Annotated in this window: 19 protein-coding genes and 2 pseudogenes; 7 read left to right on the top strand and 14 right to left on the bottom strand. The window is 35.0% G+C overall.

Annotated elements, in window-relative coordinates:
• Positions 1-50: 50 nt before the first annotated feature.
• The 3 genes from ACQ9BO_RS09140 to ACQ9BO_RS09130 all read right to left on the bottom strand — a co-directional run bounded on the left by ACQ9BO_RS09140 (position 51) and on the right by ACQ9BO_RS09130 (position 3,462).
• Complete coding sequence (locus tag ACQ9BO_RS09140; RefSeq protein ID WP_431244457.1) at positions 51-1,187, bottom strand: cysteine desulfurase family protein; 1,137 nt, start codon at positions 1,185-1,187, stop codon at positions 51-53.
• 370 nt (positions 1,188-1,557) lie between these two features.
• The gene (locus tag ACQ9BO_RS09135) at positions 1,558-2,298 is read right to left on the bottom strand and encodes a hypothetical protein (protein ID WP_431244456.1); all 741 of its coding nucleotides are present in this window, start codon (positions 2,296-2,298) and stop codon (positions 1,558-1,560) included.
• Between the two features lie 120 nt (positions 2,299-2,418).
• A complete protein-coding gene (locus ACQ9BO_RS09130) occupies positions 2,419-3,462 on the bottom strand; it encodes a DUF262 domain-containing protein (protein ID WP_431244455.1) in 1,044 nt (347 codons plus the stop codon).
• An 808-nt stretch (positions 3,463-4,270) separates the two neighbouring features.
• On the opposite strand from ACQ9BO_RS09130, the pseudogene ACQ9BO_RS09125 reads away from it, so the two are divergent.
• Both ACQ9BO_RS09125 and ACQ9BO_RS09120 read left to right on the top strand, forming a co-directional pair.
• Positions 4,271-5,224 (top strand): annotated as a pseudogene (locus ACQ9BO_RS09125) (RHS repeat-associated core domain-containing protein); the annotation flags it as partial.
• Between the two features lie 621 nt (positions 5,225-5,845).
• Positions 5,846-6,892 (top strand): tyrosine-type recombinase/integrase, encoded by a 1,047-nt coding sequence (locus ACQ9BO_RS09120; protein ID WP_431244454.1) that lies wholly within the window; start codon positions 5,846-5,848, stop codon positions 6,890-6,892.
• Between the two features lie 210 nt (positions 6,893-7,102).
• On the opposite strand, the gene ACQ9BO_RS09115 is transcribed toward ACQ9BO_RS09120, so the two are convergent.
• From ACQ9BO_RS09115 to ACQ9BO_RS09090, 6 genes and pseudogenes are all read right to left on the bottom strand, one after another.
• Entirely contained in the window at positions 7,103-7,633 is a 531-nt protein-coding gene (locus ACQ9BO_RS09115; protein ID WP_431244453.1) for a hypothetical protein, read from the bottom strand.
• Between the two features lie 42 nt (positions 7,634-7,675).
• On the bottom strand, positions 7,676-7,870 hold the full coding sequence (locus ACQ9BO_RS09110; protein ID WP_431244452.1) for a LysM peptidoglycan-binding domain-containing protein: 195 nt from the start codon (positions 7,868-7,870) through the stop codon (positions 7,676-7,678).
• A gap of 17 nt (positions 7,871-7,887) precedes the next feature.
• Positions 7,888-8,652 (bottom strand): annotated as a pseudogene (locus ACQ9BO_RS09105) (hypothetical protein); the annotation flags it as partial.
• A 1,115-nt stretch (positions 8,653-9,767) separates the two neighbouring features.
• The gene (locus ACQ9BO_RS09100) at positions 9,768-10,514 is read right to left on the bottom strand and encodes a PLP-dependent aminotransferase family protein (protein ID WP_431244451.1); all 747 of its coding nucleotides are present in this window, start codon (positions 10,512-10,514) and stop codon (positions 9,768-9,770) included.
• Positions 10,481-11,266, bottom strand: a complete 786-nt coding sequence (locus ACQ9BO_RS09095) for a GntR family transcriptional regulator (RefSeq protein WP_431244450.1) — start codon at positions 11,264-11,266, stop codon at positions 10,481-10,483. Before ACQ9BO_RS09095 ends, ACQ9BO_RS09100 begins: the two co-directional genes overlap by 34 nt.
• A gap of 63 nt (positions 11,267-11,329) precedes the next feature.
• The gene (locus ACQ9BO_RS09090; protein ID WP_431244449.1) at positions 11,330-11,632 is read right to left on the bottom strand and encodes a hypothetical protein; all 303 of its coding nucleotides are present in this window, start codon (positions 11,630-11,632) and stop codon (positions 11,330-11,332) included.
• A gap of 1,003 nt (positions 11,633-12,635) precedes the next feature.
• Here ACQ9BO_RS09090 and ACQ9BO_RS09085 point away from each other — a divergent pair.
• Positions 12,636-13,085 carry a hypothetical protein gene (locus ACQ9BO_RS09085; RefSeq protein ID WP_431244448.1) on the top strand — a complete coding sequence of 150 codons (450 nt, stop codon included), beginning with the start codon at positions 12,636-12,638 and terminating at the stop codon, positions 13,083-13,085.
• A gap of 220 nt (positions 13,086-13,305) precedes the next feature.
• Here ACQ9BO_RS09085 and ACQ9BO_RS09080 read toward each other — a convergent pair whose 3' ends face one another.
• The 3 genes from ACQ9BO_RS09080 to ACQ9BO_RS09070 form a co-directional block, all read right to left on the bottom strand.
• Positions 13,306-14,940 (bottom strand): NADP-dependent glyceraldehyde-3-phosphate dehydrogenase, encoded by a 1,635-nt coding sequence (locus ACQ9BO_RS09080; protein ID WP_431244447.1) that lies wholly within the window; start codon positions 14,938-14,940, stop codon positions 13,306-13,308.
• 655 nt (positions 14,941-15,595) lie between these two features.
• Entirely contained in the window at positions 15,596-16,306 is a 711-nt protein-coding gene (locus tag ACQ9BO_RS09075) for an alpha/beta hydrolase (protein ID WP_431244446.1), read from the bottom strand.
• 91 nt (positions 16,307-16,397) lie between these two features.
• A complete protein-coding gene (locus ACQ9BO_RS09070) occupies positions 16,398-16,817 on the bottom strand; it encodes an organic hydroperoxide resistance protein (RefSeq protein ID WP_431244445.1) in 420 nt (139 codons plus the stop codon).
• 308 nt (positions 16,818-17,125) lie between these two features.
• Here ACQ9BO_RS09070 and ACQ9BO_RS09065 point away from each other — a divergent pair, with 308 nt between their 5' ends.
• The 4 genes from ACQ9BO_RS09065 (at position 17,126) to ACQ9BO_RS09050 (ending at position 21,359) form a co-directional block, all read left to right on the top strand.
• Positions 17,126-19,069, top strand: a complete 1,944-nt coding sequence (locus ACQ9BO_RS09065) for a cytochrome c biogenesis protein CcdA (protein WP_431244444.1) — start codon at positions 17,126-17,128, stop codon at positions 19,067-19,069.
• Positions 19,070-19,186: 117 nt separating this feature from the next.
• Positions 19,187-19,945, top strand: coding sequence for a DUF1223 domain-containing protein (locus tag ACQ9BO_RS09060; protein WP_431244443.1), 759 nt, complete (start codon positions 19,187-19,189; stop codon positions 19,943-19,945).
• 24 nt (positions 19,946-19,969) lie between these two features.
• Positions 19,970-20,788 carry an SDR family NAD(P)-dependent oxidoreductase gene (locus tag ACQ9BO_RS09055; RefSeq protein ID WP_431244442.1) on the top strand — a complete coding sequence of 273 codons (819 nt, stop codon included), beginning with the start codon at positions 19,970-19,972 and terminating at the stop codon, positions 20,786-20,788.
• 67 nt (positions 20,789-20,855) lie between these two features.
• Positions 20,856-21,359, top strand: coding sequence for a DoxX family protein (locus tag ACQ9BO_RS09050; RefSeq protein WP_431244441.1), 504 nt, complete (start codon positions 20,856-20,858; stop codon positions 21,357-21,359).
• A gap of 222 nt (positions 21,360-21,581) precedes the next feature.
• Here the strand turns inward: ACQ9BO_RS09050 and ACQ9BO_RS09045 are convergent, their stop codons facing one another.
• Positions 21,582-22,349: a LytR/AlgR family response regulator transcription factor gene (locus ACQ9BO_RS09045; RefSeq protein ID WP_431244440.1), complete on the bottom strand. Its 768-nt coding sequence runs from the start codon at positions 22,347-22,349 to the stop codon at positions 21,582-21,584.
• Positions 22,330-23,082, bottom strand: a complete 753-nt coding sequence (locus tag ACQ9BO_RS09040) for a sensor histidine kinase (RefSeq protein ID WP_431244439.1) — start codon at positions 23,080-23,082, stop codon at positions 22,330-22,332. The genes ACQ9BO_RS09045 and ACQ9BO_RS09040 overlap by 20 nt, the downstream gene beginning before the upstream one ends.
• Positions 23,083-23,256 lie beyond the last annotated feature (174 nt).

Here is a 23,256-nt window from a genome sequence, read left to right as displayed (position 1 = left end):
GTTTTTTATAAATATATTTTTTGGGTGTAGTTGATAAAGAAGATACTCAATTAATTGATGAAATTTTTGATCCGCTCGATGAGTTGGTGAATCTCATTCTCAGTATTATATTTACCAATGGATATGCGTAAGCTATTCATGGCATCATTATTACTTAGTCCCATTGCTAACAGGACATGTGACGGTTGAACAAGTGCCGAGTTACAGGCTGATCCATTGCTGACGGCAATATCATGGTTAATCCCAATGAAAACTTCACTATCAAGGCCGGTTATACAGACATTTACGGTATTGAAGATTCTTGGTCCTTGCGCACCATTAATAAAAGTCTTGCCAATTTTTGATAATTCATATTCCAGCAATTTTCTGATCTGCTCTATGTGATCATAATTTTTCTGCATTTCTTCCTGCGCAATTTCAAATGCTTTACCTAATCCGGCAATTAAAGGCACATTATACGTTCCGCTTCTTAAATTGCTTTCTTGACCTCCGCCGTGAATTAAAGGCTGTATTTTATCATTTCTGGTTATTTCTGAATCGATATAGATTCCTCCGACGCCTTTACTGGCGTACAATTTATGGCCAGAAAAGCAAAGAATGTCAATATTAGAGCTCGTTACACTGATAGGTAGTTTTCCGACTCCCTGAGAGCCGTCGCAGACGAAATACACCCCCGTGGCTTTAGTTATTTTCCCAATTTCATTTATGGGGTGAATGACACCAGTTTCATTATTTACCCACATTAGACATACCAAAAGTGTATCTTCTTTTATACTAGATTTAAGCAGTTCCAAATCTATGGCTCCAAATTTATTGACAGGAAGATAATCGATTTCATATCCGATACTTTGTAAGTATTCGCATGTTTCCAGTACAGCCTTATGTTCGGTACTGCATGTTATAATGTGTTTTTTAGAATTTTTAGGGTTTAATGCAAGCCCTTTTAAGGCCAGATTGACACTTTCTGTCGCTCCGGATGTAAAATAAATGCTATCTGCTTCAACGTCCAGCAATTCAGCTACACTAGCCTTCGCATTGTCTACTGCTATTTTAGATTTATGTCCAAAGGAATACAAACTAGACGCATTGCCAAAGAGTTCATTAAAGTAAACATTTACTATATCCACAACTCTACCATCAACGGGAGTTGTCGCGTTATTATCTAAATATGTTATTTTATTTTTCAAAAGATTATAATCATTTAATAAAAGCTAATATATGACATTTTACAGTTTGAACTATGTCAGTTATTTAATAATTCTCAGCACCTTTATCGGTTGCTTCTAGATCCAAAAAATCATAATCTAAAATACTTTTAAAGCCAAATTGCACCACATTATAAAAATACATAAAATGCGGCTTTTATAAAATGGATAAGCCTTATAAGGAAATCAGAACGGTGATTCGGAAGAGAGCCAGTCTGCACTGAACTGCCATAAGACATAATTGCCGCCTTTTACCCATCACACTGATTCTACTTCCTATCTTTAGCTGATTTTTTTAATTTCTTTTCTTTGTTTCTGTCTTTAAAATAAAACAATCTCATATACAGCTATCTTACTGATCGATATACGTTTGTAAATACAGTCTGTATAGTTCTCTAAATATTTCATCTATTAGCACAAGAGTAGAAAACCATATAAAATAATTTTCATATTTATAATTCTGGCTGACAAGTGTATTTAAGGTTGGAAGATTTTGCTGATAGGACTGCGTATTATGGGCAATCCTATTTCTGAACCTGTAAAGGTAATCTCTGTATATCACCTGCAGTGAAAGTTCACCATCCTTTAGTGCCGTGAAAAGGTTATTATTATCGTTTGCAAAATGTTTGGTTTTAATTTCGTTCCATATCATGCCGTATTCATTAAAACTTTTCTGGGACCAGATAGAAAGATTACTTTCTGCAAAAATTTCTTTTACCGCAGTAGTTGTTCTGTCTAGAATTCCATTTTTATCCAGATCACTGGCCACCTCAAAATTCTTCGACCTTTTCTGAAGTCGCCTGATTAGATCCTTATAGAGGGTCTGTTTATCATTATATGAGGAGCGCTCCCCTACAGGATTAGTTTTATAATCGTATCTGTACTCGAAATCAACAGACGCCAGTTCCCAGCAGATGCATTTGAGTTTTTGTTCCTGAAATCCTGTCATTTTTAAAAATGCGGACTGCATTACGTAATCGCACATTGGGAAAGTTTCGATGCCAGAACCGATTCCTACACTCGCCGAAACGACATCAGTCAGAATTTCGGTAATTGGCGAAATGATAAACGAAGTATGAATGTTAGGTCGCATAGGCTGTGAAAAATGAAATTGAACTATATATTCGATACCTTAAATGCCCCAGATTATTTGGCGCCCTAGTGTGTGAGGGATCATTTTTCATGCCCTTTATTGCGGCCTCAACTGCAAGTTTTAAATCAACTTTTTTGAAGTGTTAATCTTTCGATTTCGAAAGACGATAAGATAAACCAGACCAAAAAAGAACATATCCAGATCAATAATCGAAGGAAATTCCGTTTTTATCTCCAAATCTGATAAGGCCTGTTTCAGATTTTCAATTTGTACCTCGTACTTCCGTCCAGGAAAAAACTTGGAAAATTGACCGTACTTTGGGCTATTGATGTCAGATACTACAGTATATATGTATTCCTCGTAATATTTTTCCATATTTGGCTTATAGCCCCTTGCTATATATTTTGAATCATTGTCATTTTTGTATTGAGCCAATAAGGACAGTATTCTGACAAAGTCTAGTTTTGCTTCCCCACTGACCCCCTTTACAACATATTTCTTCAAAAAGTCAGGCGCAAAAAACTGCACGAGGTCTTTGTCCAAAAAATACAGCGATGCCCTGCTTTCCTGAGCCAAGAGAGGTGCTCCCTGAATATTTATATTTCTGAAAACAGAAGAATAATAGTTTTGCTGCTGCTTCTCATCTGAAATTACCGGAACCAGATAAGAAAATCCCAAAAATGTATTTTCAAAGAACTCAGCCGCAACATCGAGATTTATTTTTTTGTAATTGCCTTCCTTGATACCTGAGATAATACCTTCCTTGGTTTTGCCTTTAGCAGTTAGTTTGCCAAAGGTCCACTCCACCACATCATCAAGACGTTCATCTTCCTCCTCTTCGTCATCGTTTTCAGAGGCAAACATTTCTATCGTTTTTTTATATACCACCTGATCTGGAAACAATCCAAGATAAGCCAAGAGTATACTGGTTAATCTCTGTCGCCCATCCAGAATCAAATTTTGATTAGTCTGATCAAATTTAAAGGCGCCTATAGTTACAGGAGGCACAAATTGTTTGTCTTTAAAAGTTTTTATTAAAGTTTCAACCTTTTTTTCATCCCAGACAAAAAAACGCTGGTATTCGGGCAGTATTATATTTTTCCTGAGTATTAAATCAATCCAATGCTTCAAAGAATACTCTCCGTAATATACTCTATTGTCCATATTTAATTCGGCTTTGTTTGTTATAATTTTTGAATGCGAAATCTTTTTGTAAAAAATTGCGCCGACTGGAACTATCCTCGGAGGCGACGCGGCGATTAAAATATACAAACGTCGTCTAAAATCGATGAGTGACAGCAGGTAGATTTACCTGTTTTTCCAGTCACAGCAACGTGTAAAATCTTCGTTGGCATACAGCTACTAATGTATCAAATTACACTTTCATCACCTTACGGAAAACCGTAACGGTCTTCAATTGACCGCCAGGCTTTTTCTTTTTTCTTCTGTCGCAGATATTAGTGAGTTATTTAAAAGTGTCGTTGTTCCTTAAAAGGGCAGGAGTTTTCTTGGACTTGAAACCTTTTGTTCGCAAAAAACTAAGGTTTACTTTTTCTATTTTAGAACATCTAAGCTTTGTGGCTCTTTGGGTGCAGAATCGGTGCAATTAGAATTAACACTCAATTAAAACACTGTAAAAAAGCTATTTAAAACCATAAGTTCGAAACATTACTAGATCATTGAAGATAAATATTGAATCGAAAAAATAAGTTCGGGAGTCTAATACTCCGACTTGAAAAATGTTTTATTGGGTTACATTGAAGGAAATGAGCTACTGCCTTAACTAGTAAATTTCATAATTTGGTACGTTTCGTAAAATATCAATAATAGATTAAACTCTTTTTCAATTTATACAGAATTATCAATATATTTGGATTAACGAAATGCATTGAAAAAGGCGATTTCGGATCGATCATTATTTGCGTTAAAAACAATTTATCGGCCTTGTCAATAAAATGATTACTATCCTTTCGGAATGCTGGTGCCGAACAGACATCAAGATACCAAAGAGTATCGCTATGGATTCCAAGGACAGGAAAAGGATGACGAGATTAAGGGGGAAGGAAATTCGATTAACTACAAATATCGTATGCATGACCCGAGAATTGGTAGATTTTTCGCAGTTGACCCTTTAAGTGCAAAGTTTACATGGAATAGTCCTTATGCTTTTAGCGAGAATAGGGTTATTGATGGAGTGGAATTAGAAGGAAAAGAAGTTCTATTAGTTGGTAAAACAGTTAGTGGTGGTGCAGGAATCACAGGTAATTCTGGTGCAGGTATTGTAATTGCTCCTGACGGAATTTATGCTTACGGTTCTTATGGTTTAGGACTTACTACAAATGTTTCAATAAGCACAGGGATAAATCTAACAATTTTCCCTACAATGCCTTCAGCTAGGGATGCATCTGGTTGGGGACATACTGGTGGAGCGTCTTTTAATGCAACACTTATTGGGGTACCTGGTGGTGCTTCTGTGGGACTTGCTACTTCAGGAGAATATATAGGAGGTTATTTTTCCTTTGGTTTAGGTGCGGGTCTTCTCCCTGTTTCTGTAGACTATGCATATAGTAATACTGAAATAAAACCTATTTCAAACTTAGCGAAGTATACTACTTTGTTGCAAAGTGCTAGGGAATCTTTATCAGGTCAGATTAAAAGTGCAAAGGAGACATTAACTAGTGTACAAAAAGATAAAAAGGAGGCTCTTTCCAATATAAAAGATGCAAAAGAAAAAATTTCTAAGTTTAAAACTTCAGATTATTACAAAGGTCAAAATGGAGAGCTTCATAAAAAATGGGCTATAGAGCAATATAACAAAGGTAAAGAAGATTTAAAAAATGCTAATGCAAATATCGCAACAACGCAAGGAAATATTAAAACTATGGAAACAACAGTTCAAATGATTGATAAAAAATTAGATAAATGATGAGTATACGTAATTTATATATTAGTTTTTTAAGTGTAACAATCATTACAGGACTTCTGATTATTCTGAAAGTGCCATATTTCAATTTTTTATCTTTAATTTATGGATTTATTTTGTATCCCTTCTATATTGCTAAACTTCTAAATTTAGCTTTTAAAATGTCATCTTACGTTAAAAAAAACATCCTGAATTCTATGAAAAGCATAAAACATTTACAAGTTCTTTTGAAGGAAAAATGATTTCACTTGATAAAAGTGATGTTTTAAAACTAAACGATAAACTACTTCTTGAGTATCATTATGAAACTAAAAAATTAATAGCGTTGTTGTTTTACATTTTTCTATCTATATTTATACTTACTGTTTTAATAATAGTAATTAAATAATAATTTTAATTTCTTAAATTTTAAAGTTATAAAATAATAAAACCTAATACTGGATATGATTCTGGTATTAGGTTTTTTCTTTTTCACACTTTTTATAAAATTTTCAAACTTTGAACCTAGAACGATAAGCTACAAAAGATTAAAGTCGCAAACGCCAAAAATGGTAGTTTTTTATTTTTGTATTCAAACCATTTCAACTCTCCTCTAAAATTATATTTTTGTCAAAAAACACAACCATGAAAAAAACGAGTCCAATTATTCCCTTATTCAAACAATTCATTAAAGAAACTGAAAGCGGAAAACGGCTCAAAAAAAATGGCGAAAAAATAAAATCTGGTTCGATACAAAACTATTATTATGTATTAAACAATCTTATTCAGTTTTCGAGCGATACAAAATTTGAATTACGGATTTGTGATGCATCTAAACTTGACAAACGCGAACTAGTATCCGAAAAAAGTTATTGGAAAAAATTTTATCAAAAGTTTACCGAATTTCTATACAAAAAAGGTTGTCACGATAATTATGTAGGCGCTAATGTTAAAGTAATTAGGGTGTTTTTTAATTATCTTAAAAACGATAAAGATATTATAACTGGAGATTTTCAACGTTTATTTTATGTTCGTAAAGAGGAAATTGAAATCTTCGTTCTTTCACCAGAACAGTTAAAATTTTTAATTCATGATAAAGAATTTGAACAATCACTTATTCCAAGCCATAAACGAATTAAAGATGTCTTTGTTTTTGGATGTTCTACAGGTTTACGTTATTCAGATATCTTTTTACTGACAAACAAAAATTTTGAACAAATGGAAGGAGATTGGTATTTAAAACTGAAATCTCAAAAAACAAAAACCTTTAGCTTTATTAAACTTTCTGCTTATGCCGTTACGATCTTTCACCGTTATAAGGCTGTAAATGATAGAACGCCAATTTTTGGAAACATCAGTCTTTTCAATTTTAATAAAAGTCTCAAACAAATTGGCGAACAAGCTGGATTTACAATGCCCATTGAAGTCTCCAGAGAGAAACAAGGGAAAACTCAAAAATTAACCAAGAAAACGGATTCTGCAAATAATCGTTTTTGTGATAAAATGAGTTCTCACATGATGCGACGTACTGCAATTACTACGTTGCTTATTTTAGGAATGCCTGAGCATTTGGTTCGTAAAATAAGCGGACATAGTAATGGAAGTACTTCTTTTAATCGATATGTTCATTATGCACAGGCTTATATGGATAAAGAGATTGAAAAAGTATATAGTAAATTAGAGAGTTATTAAATAGAAAAGCTACAGCTTTTTTTAGGTTGTGTTTTCAATAGAAATACAATTTTAGATGAAAGTTAAACCTGATACATACGTTCAATTGTGTAAAAATGAAAAAGAAACCTCGCATAGCTGTGAGGTTTCTTTTTTAAATTCCATTTGCTAATTCGTCGATGGTTTTAAACGACAAAAGAGTTTCTGAGCATCGTTAAGCATAGATGATATCTAGTAATTTAGAGGTTGTGTAGTTGGTTCATCTAATAAAATAATAGAACGTTTTGGGTTTTCAGTCCAATATTTTACTTTATATTTATTTCCTTCCCTTAAGTTTGGATATTTTAATTCTGAATTTTTCATAGGCAAATAACTTTGTTTGTATTTATTTCCATTAACAAAATATATAAATGAAATTTCTCTAAAATAATTTGGATTGTAATTTTCTACAATACCAATAGTAATATTTGTTTTCTCATTTGTTAAAAAGACTGGCTTATCTATTCTAGCTTTATTTATTTTGGGTTCATTTTCCTCATATTCGACTACAAACTTTTCTCCAACATCATAATTGCTAGATATATATGTGATATATTTTTCCCCTTTTACACTGAAAGCTAATTCAGCAGGCCTCATGCTCGTGCCTCCTTCTTGATAACCAGTCACGGTTCCTATTGCTTCTTTAATATTTTCTCGAGGAATTTTTGCCTTATAATACTGTATAAAAAAAGCAACAATTGAAAACAAAATTATTAATGGCATATAAGGTAATATTTTCCAAAAAGATTTTCTAATAATTTCATATTAAACTTTTATTGTTGTCCCGACAGTAATTTTATTTGGATCCGTAATTTTATTTTGATGTGATAAACCCTTAACAGTTCTATTATTTCTCTTTGCAATATCTTGTAGTGTATCTCCTTTCTGAATTGTATAATTCTTGTAAGCAGGAACTCTCACATTAGATTTTTCTACATTCCCATATTTTGCGGCGCTCAAACTTTCAAGTTTATCATTTAAGCCTCCTGATAAAAATTCAGCAGTACGCTTGCTCCAGGAAATGAAGTTACAAAGTCTGCAACTCCACCAGAAGCCTTTATTGTAACAATAGCTCCAGTTGTTGAAATTTGACCGCTTGCAATTCTAGGCACTAATTTTCCAGCAACTTTTGCTTCTACTACATCTACCAGTTTACCTACTTTAGAATTGGAGATTAACCCTCCTGTAGCCAATCCAGTCGCTTCTTCCCAACTATCAGCTAATACTTTTTGAGGCCTTTTATTTACACCAATTACAGCAACACCTTCTTCTGAACTATAGTCAAGCGATACTCTTCCGACAGAAGCTACACCGTGTACTATGTTAGGTGGTAAACCGGCACCAATCGTCGCCCCTTCTGCCGCAGAAATGCCAACATCTGCCCAATCAATATTTTCAAACATAGGCTTACCACTTGCACGATTTGCAAGCATTTGGCCTCCCAAATCAATACTCGCCCCAACAATGGCTCCAATTCCGCCTGTTATTAATTGAACCTCTTTTCCTTCTAATTCAACACCATCAATTAATCTATTTTCACTAAAAGCATAAGTTGAATTATGTGGGTATTTTCTAAATAACGGATCAATTGCAAAAAACCTACCAACCCTAGGATCATGCATCCTGAAAGTATAGTTAATAGAATTCCCATCACCGCCTCTAATTTCATCATCTTTTTCCTGCCCCTGGAAACCATAACGATACTCTTTGGTATCTTGATGTCTGTTCGGCACCAGCATTCCGAAAGGATAGTAATCAAAAAACCGCTACATTGGTATATATAAGAACATTCGCCATATAATAAACATCTTAAAACTACCTTTTTTAAGTGATTTTAAGTTACTTCAAAAATAGGCGAAATTTTTCTGTTTTTTATTTTTATACTTATTTATTTTAAAATAAGTAAGTCGGATATTTAAACAAAAACTGGAGACTTAGAAAGGAAATCCGATATGAATCATTTTTTATATTTTAAATGTACAATTGATTTTTATTTGTACATTTATCACAAAAATTCACATCAACTTGGGAGTTGACCTGTTAGTTGACCACAAATTTGACAAGCCACAAACGCCAGTATTTGCTAGGAATAAGATATCAGTTCGGAGACCTCTTTCTCCAAAACCTGCATTTGAAAAAATCTGGATTTTCAAAAAATCAATTTTCGGTGCAGAATCGGGGCATTCGGATTTAAAAAACCAAGTCTTTCCTGTATTTACAGCCCTTGCCAGGGAGAAGTTCGAAACTTTAAAGCATCAAAATTATTCTTATGGTTCGAGTCCTGTTCCCACTACAAAATCGTACTTCTAAATATGTTCGCAACCTGTAATTTTAAATTTGTGTCAGAATCGTGGCACATTGTATTTTTGAAAACCAGATAGTCAACAAAATCAAAGGTTAAGCAGTATACGTTCGAAACTTTTAGAGAATATTGTTCCTGTAATGCAAAAAATTGATTGATATCGTAACATGAATGGAGAAATTATGGAAATCAGAGAAGGAAGATTCGATTTAAATTATTAAAATACAAAATATATGAAAAAATTTGCATTAATGATTATCTTACTTTTGAATATAAATGTCTTTGCAGGCTATTCCATGATAAAAAGTCAGACTACTGTCGGGTAATATGAAACTTATCTAAAACTGAAAGCCCACAGACCTTTCATCAACAGAAAAAGAACTAAGACCGCCAAGTTATTTAAACTATTACATAAAAGGTAGATTAATGTATAAAACGCGAAAGATTTTTTTATTTAGCTACAACAAAATTACAGTACAAAAAACTACTGTTTTCGAATCAACAAAAAAAATAAATTAGTTCAAAAACAATATGTAAAATGCCTGCATAGAAAACTTAAATACTATTTATTGCACTTTTAAGAATTTGTACCGCATGGACTAATTTTTGTTCGTTCACTGATGCAAACCCAAATCTAAAAGCATTAATTTTGGAATCTGTATCTTGATAATAAGGGATTCCCTGCAGTATAAGTCCCTTCATATTTGCTTTATTTATAATTTTAGATACGTCGTATTCCGGTTTGAACTCAAGCCATAATGCCATTCCTCCTGAAGGTTTGGTAAACGAGACTACTTCTGCCAATTCATTACGAATCAAGTCAGATAATACAGTACATCGATGCGCATATATTCTATTGGTTTTTTGAATATGCCGCGATAAATCTCCATTTTCTATAAAAGAGGCGATCGCATTCTCAAAAATCGTATTTCCCTGCAAGTCTATAAGTATTCGAAGTCTGCGAGCTGATTCGAGAAAATCTGAAGTTGCTATCATGTAGCCTATACGGAAAGAAGAGCCCAACACCTTCGATAAGGATCCTATATAGATAACACGACCGCCATGATCACCACTTGCCAGTGGCAAATAAGGTTCATATTTGTAGTGAAAATCATAGTCATAATCATCCTCTATAACGGCAAAATTGTTGGCGTTAATAATTTGCAAAAGCTCATTGCGTCTTTCAACGCTCATTGTTACAGTGGTAGGATGATGGTGATGAGGAATAACATATAACAATTTTATTTTGTGTTTTTGTAGCACCTCTTTCAATTTATCAGTGCACATACCATCATTATCCATAGGAACGCGGATAAGTTCTGCTCCCAGTCTTGTAAATAGAGTTTCGGCAATGAAAAAGTTGGTTCACTTATGGCAACTTTATCCCCACGCTTAATAAGCAAGGAAGCCGCAATGTAAATTGCCATTTGTGCACCGCTAGTTGTAAGTACATTTTCAATTCCCATATCAATTCCACGTGTTTTGCAAAGAAAGGAATGAAGTGCTACTGTCAAACGCGAAAATGACTCATGGGTACCGACAGAATTTGCCTCTGAAGCGACATATTCAAACTGCTTTTTTACGTGCTTTATAATCGCATTAGTAGGAAGTAAGGAAGGATCGGGGTACCCATCATTTATGATAATAGTGCTTTTAGCACTTGGGATGGCAAAATCAATAAAGGTTGGAACTGGCTCAAAATCAAAACTCCCTCTAACAGCAAATGAATTTAGCCTTTTGCTATTATAGGACCTTGGTTTTATAACCGGTAGTATTGCTGATACTGTATACCTTTTTCGCGGTAAGTTGCTAACCCAATGCTCAGCAATTAGTAGATCATATGCCGCTATAATTGTCTTTCTGTGGACCTGCAAATCAAAAGCAAGTGAACGTGTACTTGGCGACAGAGTTCCGGGTTGAAGTTTTCCTTGTTGGATCAATAAAATAAGTTCAAGAGAAATCTGTTTGTAAATTGGAAGACCTTTATTTTTGTCAAAGACAATGAGGTTTTTGTAAGGAAGCATAGCGTCTTTTATATCGATTTGGTAAGTCATATATTTAAAAAGCAGTATTTACGTGTTTATGACGGTACCTTTTTTTGTAATCAAAGCGGAATTCTACATAATTCTTTTCACAGTTGGCAATTCAACTACTGTACTGCCAGAAATACATGAATACTTTTTAATGATAAATTCTTTTGGAAAAATCAGAGAATCACTGATCAAGTATAATTCTCCGGAGTTATCACTGTTTTCCAAATAGAAAACATTCATATTGCATCCCTTCGGGTTACTACTCATTTGATTAACCTCCATTGAAAAATCATCTTTTGCATAATTTATATCAAATAGCCTTATATAGTAAGCTGAAAATTCAATTTTTTTAATGAAATAGACTTTAAAATTAACTAAATTCTGCATTTTTGGTAATGCACTTTTAAATAGTCTAAGTTTTCGGTTCTCAGTCATATAATTTTGTTGTAATAAAAATATTGGTAAATCCAATTGAATACGCATTAAAAAAAAAGACAAGTAAACGTCAACTATATAAAAATTTCTGTCTTGGTGCCCTATGTTTAACGAGCAACTCAATAACAAATTTATCACAGAAATAAAATTGAAAAAGGTACCAAATCAAACTATTCTTGTAGTCCAATAATATTATTTATCGTAAGATGCGATATTAGAAAAATTTAAAGGCATTTCGGAAATGAAAGTTCGCTCTTAATTCCAATTTAAAGCTATCGAATACCTGTAAATATTTAAAATATTGTTTATCAATAATTTAAATCGCAATTAAAAATCTGAGCGACTTACTTTTGACACGATAAAAATGCATACACTAACTATTGCAATCTGTATGCAACCCACAATCCCAATTTTTAAGAGAAATTGAATAATTGCTTGGCGAACTGCAATTTCTTGATACATAGAAAAACACCATCATAAACAATTCACAGACAACAAGATTACATAAAACCATATAACTACGATCATTAATACTAAATCCAGATTTAATCAAAGAAATGCAAATACGTTTATGATGTGGTTCTTCGCAAAGTAGCACACTTCCGCCATCCTATGCATACGTTTTAGTTGACAGCCTTCGGGGCCTAAATTTCTGCATTTCTATTTATTAAGTATTTCAAATGGCCAGTTCAGCTTCAAATTGGGAAGCTTGAACCTCTTATGGCTTTTAGTACCATAAACCCTGTTTTACCTTTGCCAAAAATATTGAAGCGGGAAACAATATTAGACCGCAAAAAACAATTTTCACTCATTTAAAAATATGGAAATCATGAAAATAGCACAAACTATCTTTTTTCTCCTTGCGGCATTTCTTGTTGTGTCTGTGGCGCTGGTTCTCTCAGTAGTGCTCGAAGGATTACTTTAATTATAAATCATTTAAAAAAACATTTACCTTATGAAAACATTATTTATTTCCCTTGCCGCAATTGCGGTTGTCCTCGCCTGCGGCCTTGAAGTCTCAGGTCCCGTTTCGGAATACTTTTCAAAAAAAGATCTGAAAATCATTGCTTCCAGCTATAACCCTAAATTGGAAACCAGGGCTGTGCTTTACGGCAATGAGCAGGCAGAAGCAGGCTACAACGACGCTGGGCACAAACAAAAGCAAGGCGCCATTTTTAAGCTCTATACCTATAAAGAATCAACAGATCCAGCCTCATATGATTTTAATGTGAAATCGACCCTTCTGAAAACAGAAATCGTAACAATTAAAAACAGTTATCCAGATAGCATCATTGCAACCTATAATAGGGTGGAAGGCAGAAAATTACAAAAGGATTCTGCTGAAAGTTCAAGTCAAAGAATCTCTTCTATCACCAGACTGGACGGCAATTTACTTCAAAATTAACAACCAAAGTTACTGGCAGATGGGTTCCATTTCAGATTACATACATCTTAAAAGCCTCGCAGTCTAGTGTGAGGCTTTTCATTTTAAATTAAAAACCATACAAATCCATGATAAATTAGTCAATTGATTGTCTTAAAAAATTGCTATGACATATTCTTTGACACAGTGCATCGGTATTTGACCTCAACTTTAGTTACAAAGATTTTCAATTGTAATCCTGTTAAAAAATATAATCAGTGCTAAGGAAATTAGAATCATGATCTCGAACAATACTATTAAATAAAGTCTTGTTGGACGCAGTTGCTTTTGTGGCAACTAATGAGCGAATTGAAAAAGACCTCAACGCATCTGCTATCGATAAAGTTCCCTCGGCACTGTCCTTTCTTCCTGTAAAAGGAAACACATCAGGCCCTCGCTGTGACTGGCAATTGATGTTTACTCGGCTTACCAGATTAACAAACGGATCAATCAGACTCGCTACTTCTCGAGGGTCCTCACTAAAAATACTCACCTGCATTCCATGCGACGCATTGATCTGGTAATTAATTGGCTCATCAATGGAATCAAAGGGAACAATTGGAATAATAGGCCCAAACTGTTCTTCATGATACAATTTCATTTTATCATTAACAGGATATACCACGGAAGGAAAAACAAAGGAATTATTGGCATATCCTCCATTTTCATTAACAATTTTTGCGCCGTTGGCTATAGCGTCATCAAGACAGGTTTTAAGATAATCAGGTTTGTCAAATTCTGGGAGCGGTGTAATTTTGACATCTTTATCCCAAGGTAAGCCAGGCTTTAAGGTCGTAACAGCATTACTTAATCTAGTTACAAATTCGTCTGCTATTTCCCTCTGTACAAAAATAAGTTTCAGAGCAGTACAGCGCTGGCCATTAAAAGACAGCGCGCCTAAAAGGCATTCATTAACTGCTACCTCAAGATCTGCATGTTTGGTTACTACTGCCGCATTTTTAGCATCAAGGCTTAAAATAGATCGCAGTCTGTTTGGTTTAGGATGGAGTTTTTTCAACCCATTGGCTACTTTGCTGGAGCCTATGAATGCCAGAACATTGACTTTCCCGCTTTCCATCAGTGGAGAAATGATATCAGCACCCCGGCCGTAAAGCGTGTTTACAGTCCCCGGCGGAAAAGCTTCCTTAAATGCGCTAAGCAATGGATAATGCGATAGCACTCCATGTTTGGGAAGCTTAAATAGTATAGTATTACCCATAATAAGGGCAGGTATGAGCGTGGTAAATATTTCATTCAAAGGATAGTTAAAAGGCCCCATGCTCAGCACCACGCCTAAGGGAGATCTTCTAATCTGTGCCAAGATTCCTTCCGCTTCCTCAAATCGTGAGGAAACTCTGTCCAGATCCTTTAATGCATCAATAGTAGCGTTGATATACTCTACCGTGCGGTCAAATTCCTTAATGGAATCGGGAAGAGTTTTTCCAATTTCCCACATCAGCATTTTAATGACCGGTTCACGCTGTAGGATCATCAGATATACAAATTTCTGCATACATAGAATGCGGCCCTCAATGCTCATCGTAGGCCACATCCCCTGGCCTTCATTATAGGCTTTAACTGCCGCATCCAGGGAATCCAAAGCCTCTTTGGGAGAAGTATGAGGAATTGTACCGAGAAGTTTTCTCCTAAGACCTTCATCACCTTTAACAAAAACAGGAGAATAAACTTCCGCAACTTCTCCATTCCAAGGAACCAGTTTGCCATTAAGTAAGTATTCCCGCTGATGAATCTCCGTTATTTTATACTGTTCCGGTATCTGGCTTTCCTCTACAAACAGATTATCAATTGCTTTCAAGGATTCTTTTAAATTTCCCATAAGAATTTATTTTTTAGACAGTTAACAATTCAAATTCAAATGCAAAGTTTAAATTGGTCTATCAAATATAAACCCAAAAATTAACAAAAACACCATTATTTATTCATAATATCAATCACATAAGCGCCTGAAGTTTAGTTATTTAAAAAAAGTAGTATTTGCCTTAAAGATAATTGGAGCCAGAACTACGATTTCAGTTTAACGGCAATTTGCCAATATTTTAAGCAAAAAAATGGTTATGCCGACGCGACTCTATCAAACTTATGACAGGTTTTTTATTTAAACATACTAGGTTTATACTAATGATCCATGAAAAAACAATGCAAATTACCCCATCTGATTAAATTTCAATGGAATAAGATTGCAACTAAAAGAAAGATCTATTTACGATTAGAGGATAATACTCCGCTTGTACCTGAACCTATTTTAGTTTCAATAGAATTTTAACAATATAAAATTTCCGGTAGTAAAATTTTACAGAATCAACAAAGATCCTTAATCTATAAACTAACAGAAGACTAAATTAAGACAAATGCCTTGTATAAATCACACCTTTTGTGTGCATCCCCACTGGCAGATTATTTAGTCATATATGAATAAACAAAAGCCGCTCTTAAAAGAAAGAGCTGCTTTTTGCCAAACAAACAAAAACCAATTATAAAAACGAATTTATTTTTTTAGTGATGCTCGCAATTATAACATCGGCTACAGCCTGAGGTTGTGATATATAAACTAAATAACCTCCTTTTAATTCGGTAGTTTTCATTTTCGCATTTTTGTACATGCTTTTTTGCAGATCCGGATTAATAGCCCTGTCATTGATGGTTACAATTCCATAACTTGGTTTTGTTCTCCAAGCCGCATTAGTAACTGGCGTTCCAAAACAATCTTTATAGATTGGAAGCTGGGAGGCATTTAAAAAATCAGCATCTTCCTTGCTTAATTCGCCGGTCGCACCAACTCTAAAAGAGCTTCTGTCATAAAATATGTATCCACCTGTGTCAGGAGCCTCGGTTCTCATTTCAGGAAGTGTTGGAAATGATCTTGCTAACTTCCATGTAGTTTCTCCAATATCAGGTACAAACCCCGTTACGTAAACCAGACCTTCAACTTTTGGATGAACACCTGCTTCTGTTATCACAGTTCCGCCCCATGCATGCCCTACCAAAATAGTTGGTCCATCCTGACTCTCTAAAATATGGTTAGTTGCCTCTACATCATCTTTTAAAGAAGTCAAAGGATTTTGAACCAAGGTTACATGATACCCTTTTTTGGTTAAAATCGAATACACTCCCTTCCATCCCGAAGCATCCAAATATTGGCCGTGCACGATAACTATATTCTTAATTAATTTTTCTTGTGCCACACTTGTAGTTGTGGAAAATAGCGCCGTTGCTATTAGAGCAATGGTCGCATCTTTTTTATGCTCTTCAATACGTTTTTCATTTTGTAATTATTTAAATTAAGTTAATTGTAACTTTAATGTTACCTCGTGTAGCTTTTGAATAAGGGCAGGTTTGATGAGCTTCATCAACAATACTTTGTGCTATTTCAGGATCTAAACCCGGTAAGCTTACATTTAAACGCGCCTGAAGCTCATAACCATCATTAATTAATAGTAAATCAATTTCAGTGTCCACATAATGGTCTGCGGGCAATTTTACATTTAAGTTAAGTGCGGCCTTTCCCATAGCGCCAATAAAACAAGCTGACCAACCTGCGGCAAATAATTGTTCAGGATTGGTACCTGGTCTGTTACTGCCCGGCGATGAGAGGATGATGTCTAATTCACCGTCCGAACTTTTAGAATTACCTGTTCTGCCACCTTTAGTTTGTGTCACTCCGGTATACAGTACTTTTTCAATTGTTGTTTTCATTTATAAAATTTAAAGTTAAAATTATGGGGCAAAGATATCTGGACATTGCATTGAACTATAGCATTAATATGGTTAACCGGACAAATCCTATCCTGAATCAGACATTTTAAAACCTGACTTAAACGGCTTTGATGAACGGCCAAATGACTATGATTCACAGCAATTAAAAGTGTTGGGGCTAAAAATAAAGACAGTGTTTTATTTTAACTTGTTAAATGGCTGGTTTACCATTAAATATGTCTGGTTCATAATTTTTAAGATTCTATTTACTGAGGGTTGTCTATAATTTTGCTGAAAATTTCAAGATTATGAGACACTTAAAATATTTTATCTTAATTCTATTATTAGGATTTATAAATGCAAATGCACAGATTATTAACCCTGTAAAATGGGAAACGAGAATTGAGAAACAATCTGCTACGGATTATCTCCTAATAATTGATGGCACTATTGAAAAAGACTGGCATCTTTATTCCCAAAATACTCCCAAAGGAGGAGGAGCTCCTTTAAAACTTTTATTTCCTAATAGCACCGGTAATTTTATTATAGAAGGAAGCGCCGCCGAAAGTCCCGAGACAACAACGCAATTCAATGAAGTGTTTGGTGTGTCCGAAACCTATTTTACAGATAAAATACAGCTAAAGCAAAAAATTGTAGTAACAGAAAGAAAAAATCAGTTGATTCAGGTTGAACTTTCCTATCAAGTATGCAAGGATGTTTGTATTCCGCAATCGTACTATTTTGAATTTAATACTGCCACATTAACGGGTAAAAATGTCAAAAGCTTTACTGTGTTAAAAAATAAAATAGAAACGCACACAGTAAGCAATCAACCAGTATCTGACAAGGGTCTTTGGTCTATTTTTCTGATCGCCTTCTTATCAGGTTTTGCGGCTTTATTAACACCCTGTGTTTTTCCGATGATTCCAATGACCGTAAGTTATTTTACCAAGCAAAGCAAAAGCAAGGCTAAAGGAATTAAGAATGCAGTTGTATATGGTATTTCTATAATTTTAATTTATGTATTCTTAGGTAGCGTGATTACACTGTTATTTGGTTCAGATGCACTCAATGCTTTATCAACCAGCGTTTGGTTTAACCTGATTTTCTTTGTTCTGCTGGTATTTTTTGCTTTATCCTTTCTGGGCGCCTTTGAAATATTATTGCCTAATTCCTGGGCAAACAAAGTAGATCGACAAGCAGATAAAGGTGGTATCTCAGGTATATTATTTATGGCTCTCGCCCTTGCAATAGTTTCCTTTTCATGCACAGGTCCGATAGTAGGAACACTATTGGTGGAAGCGACTTCAAAAGGAGGCTTGGCGCCAATTGTGGGTATGCTGGGATTTTCTTTGGCCTTGGCTTTGCCATTTATGTTGTTTGCTTTATTTCCGGGATGGTTAAATACCTTACCTAAATCAGGAGGTTGGCTACATACAGTAAAGGTCTCTTTAGGATTTTTGGAATTGGCATTAGCTTTCAAATTTTTATCGAATGCTGATTTAGTTCTGCAATTGCATTGGTTTGAACGTGAAGTATTTTTAGCTATCTGGATTGCAATTTTTATCACGTTTACACTTTATTTATTAGGAAAGATAACAATGCCGCATGAACCCGCGACGGAACAGCTTACGGTAGGAAGACTGGCTATGGGACTATTAGTCCTCTCCTTTACGGTTTATATGATTCCGGGTCTTTGGGGAGCGCCCTTAAAACTTATCAGTGGTTTTCCGCCTCCCTTAACTTATTCTGAATCGTCACATGGCATTGGAAGCACTTCTGATTCTCAAACTGATGATTCATTGCCCCCAGACGCAGAATGGGGACCACACAACATCGTAACATTTACCGATTATGAAAAAGGACTGGCATATGCCAAATCAGTAAACAAACCTATTCTTCTGGATTTTACGGGTTATGCTTGCGTGAATTGCCGAAAAATTGAAGATAATGTATGGTCAAACGGCGAAATTTTATCCATTCTAAAAAATGAGGTGATTCTGGTGTCATTGCACGTAGACGATAAACGCTTACTTCCGGAAAAGGAACAATACATATCTAAAGAAACCGGTAAAAACATTGAAACAGTCGGAAATAAGTGGAGTGATTTTCAGATTGCTCGCTATAAAGCCAATGCACAGCCTTATTATGTCATTTTGGATTCTGATGGCAATGATTTAAACCAACCGGCTGGATATTTGCCAGATGTACAAGAATATAAAGTCTGGTCGCAAACAGGTATTTCAAAATAAAGGAACGGAAGCGTCGACTAATTGGATAATTAATTTGTGTACTCAAATGGTTTTCGATTTACAGCGTACGTTCTGAGACTAAATTTCTTCTAATAATTAATAAATATATACAAAAAAATGAAACACATTGAATTAACAATCGCTTTTGTGCTTTTAGCACTAGTACTTAACGTATCGGCTTACGGGCAAAAAAATCATACAGGTAAAACCAATAAAAAAGGTTTTGCCGTTTTGGAATTATTTACCTCCGAAGGATGCTCCAGTTGTCCAACCGCAGATGAATTAATGGGGAAAATCCAGAATGAATACAAAGACCAACCCGTTTATGTTCTTTCCTATCATGTAGATTATTGGGACGATCTTGGCTGGAAAGATATTTTCAGTAACGCAGATTATACTAAAAGACAGTACAGCTATGGCAAATGGTTACAAAAGGAACCCATTTACACACCACAACTTATCATAAACGGCAAAACGGATTATGTTGGCTCACAAGAAACTGCTGTTAGAAGTGGTTTTACAAAATTGCTGTCAAAACCAGCCGAAGCAAACTTGGTTATATCGGCACAACGTTTAAAAAACGGGTCACTAGTAAGCTACAAAGCTTCAGGAAACTCAAGAAACACACAATTAGTACTGGTACTGGTCCAAAAATCTGCTAAAAACAAAGTAAAGCGTGGTGAAAATGAAGGAAAACTGCTTTCTCATTACCAGATTGTGAGGAATTTAACCACTAGGAGCATAACAGCAGACGAAAAAGGAAGGACCAATTTGTATTTTCCTAAAAATTTTAACACCCAAAATGCTGAGATTGTTGGATTTATCCAAGATACAGCTACAGGGAATATTTTAGGAGCTACGAAAGTCAATTTGTAACAACAATAATTTAAAACTAATACAATGAAAACTAAAGCGAAAATAGTCTGGATCACCGGTGCGTCATCAGACATAGAGAAGTCCACGGCAAAGTCGCTATTAAAAAATGGATTTGTGGTTTATGCATCAGCAAAAAGAAAAGAAGAAATCTTAAACCTGCGGCAACTGGGCGCTCACATTATGCTTATGGATATCAGCGAAGACAGGGATATGCAGAGCGGAATTGATGAAATAATTGCCAATGAAGGACGTATAGACATCCTAATAAATAGTGCTGGATTTGGGCTGTTAGGAGCAATTGAGGATGTCTCGATTGAAGAGGTGAAATATGAATTTGATGTAAATGTCTTTGGATTGGCCAGATTATCGCAATTGGTTTTGCCTTATATGAGAAAACAGAAGTCAGGTAAAATTATTACCATATCTTCTGATTACAATGATGCCGAAATTGGCCTGTCCGGTTGGTACAGTGCCAGTAAATATGCCATTGAAGCGATAAACAAGAGTATAAGAAAAGAGGTAGAACCTTTTGGTGTTGATGTGGTTCTTTTAGAGCCACATGGTATAAAATCGGAATGGAGCAGAATTGCCGCACAAAGCCTGCAAAAAATATCGACAGGAAAGGCGTATGCTAAACTGGCTGAAGAATTTTTGCTGTTTTTAAAGAAATCATTCCCTAAAAATGATGAACCGTCAATAGTAGCAGAGTTAATTTTAAAATCTATTCTCGAAGCAAAACCAAAAGGAAGATACTATGCAAGAAATAAGGCCAGGGCTATCATTGAAAAGGTGGCCTTACCAGACAAGCAATTTGATAAATCAAGATTAGGCCAATTGGCTTAAATAAGCGTATAAATTTATACCTTTGTTTATGATCCAAACAAATTATAATGGAATAATTCACCTCTTCTTGCAAACAGAGAACAACTGGACCTATACTTTGATTAGGCTGGTTGCCGGAATTATTATTTTTCCTTATGGGATGCAAAAACTAATGGGATGGTTTAAGGATTTTGGAGGTGGGGTAGGAATAAAGCAATCTCTCGAAAGTTTTAAGGATAAAAATGTGCCGATAGTTGTGGCTTGGCTTGTAATAATTGGGCAGGCATTCGGAAGTGTAATGTTGATCGCCGGATTTTTTGGAAGATTTGTCGCCTTTGCTAATTTTATTATTTTCACTGGTGCCCTCCTGACCCACCGTAAGGATGGATGGACCATGAATTGGAACAATAAAAAACGAGGTGAAGGCATTGAGTATTTTGTTTTATTACTGACCTTTCTTTGCATAATACTACTAGAAGGAAGTGGAGCGTTTTCAGTTGATTTTTGGATGCTCGCAAATGATAAAGTAGAACCAGAAGGACACATTATGAATAAAAAGGGGATCGTTAAAAATGATAGTACCCAAAGATAGATACTCCATTATTATCATAAACTTTTTACAACGTGTAGTGTCGAGTCTGCTCATTTTTATTTTAGCACTAGCCTTTGGTAACCAACCGTTTATTTACAATTTAGCATTATACTTGAAAGCCCTGAGGCTTTTATCCTACAATTTACTTGCCCCTTCAAGCGGAGGATAATCCATAGATGCATGCTTATAAATAAAGAAAAGAAAAAAACAGGTCCGCTGGCTTTATCTATTTTCCAACCAGCTCAGAAAAGCGGTAGCCTTTTCTTTGCCTATAAGTAGTTTTTCTTCAGTTGCCACAACGAGTTTAACAAGAAGCTTGCGTGAAAAATAATGTTCAACTTCCTTAATCGCCGAAAAATTGACTAAATATTGTCTGTTAATCCTAAAAAACTGGTTGGGTGACAGCAATTTATGAACCTCATCAAGAGACTGCGTTATTTGATACTCCCCTTTGTCAAAGGTGAAAATCGTCGGAGTTTCATTTTTAATAAAAAAATAAGCAATACTTTCGGTCTGAATTGTCAGGTACTTATTGTTTTTAAAAATCAGAAAACTGCTTTTTCCATTCTGTTCTCCCGTTCTGGTCAGTAGATAATCAAAATCCGGCAGGTTCTTTTTATTTCGCTGGAAAAAATTTTTCAGCTCACTGGTTTTTTTAATCGCCTGAGCAATGCTCTCTCTCGAAAATGGCTTTAGGACATAATCAATTCCATTGGATTTAAATGCTTCAATGGCATAGTCATCAAAAGCCGTGCAGAAGATGACAGGAGAAACCACCTCAACATTCTTAAAAATCTCAAAACATAAGCCGTCAGCAAGCTGTATGTCCATAAAAATAAGATCCGGCTGGTCATTTTCCATCAAGTAATTCACTGCCCCATCCACACTTTGAATGTAGGACAGAATTTGTATATCAGGCCTGATACTTAAAATAAGCTGACCAAGGGCTTTTGCCGTTTTAACTTCGTCTTCAATTATTATGATATTCATGGATCACCGGTATTTTTACTTTAAAAGTAGTTTCGTTTTTATCTATTTCAATTTCTTTATGAACCAGATGGCTGAAGCGCTGATTGATATTATCAAGGCCAACGCCAGTAGAAAGCGTTCCCTTTTTTAACTGGATGCGGTTTTCAACCACAAGAAAATCACCCTGATCGTACAATCTTATCTCCAAGGGCTTGTCCAGTGAAACAATATTGTGCTTAATACAGTTTTCTATCAGTAACTGAAGGGTAAAAGGCGGGATTCCGGCTTCATAATGCCTCTTGTCAATCTGATTTACCATAACAAACCCTTCTTCAAAACGCGCTTTAAGCAAATAGGTATAGGCATCCAAAATTTTCAGTTCTTCACGAAGTGGAATCAAATCCTGTTTTCTGCTTTCGAGTGTAAAACGATAAAAATCAGAAAGTTTCAAAATAAAATCAGCACTCTGAGGGTCCTGTATTTCCACCATTGACTTTAGGGTGTTTAGGCTGTTAAAGAGAAAATGTGGGTTCACCTGCTGTTTTAAAAGCTCATACTGCGCGCCTAAATTTACCGAAATCGTCCGCTCTAATTCCAGTCCTATCTGCTGGGTCCAGTAGTTTTGAAATAATAGATGTAAAAACATATACACAATCAGATTGATCAAAACACCTCTAAGTTCAAACATTATAGGTGCATCCATATGAGAAACCTCAAAAAGTTCCTGATGCACAACAACTAGTATGACCATCATGACAATACCCAATACTACACTGAGCAGAAGCCTTGCGTTTAAAAAGTTTTTTGAGTACGCGTCGCGCCGTATACTTTGGCAGGCTGTATATATTATAAAACCAGATAAAAAGCGAAAATAAAAACGTAATGGATGCGTTTATTATAATATCAACCGGAGTCGAATACATGTCAA

It is taken from the genome of Flavobacterium sp. P21, from assembly GCF_050632225.1.
In the GTDB taxonomy this organism is placed as follows: domain Bacteria; phylum Bacteroidota; class Bacteroidia; order Flavobacteriales; family Flavobacteriaceae; genus Flavobacterium.
This window is presented reverse-complemented; position numbering and strand designations above follow the sequence as displayed.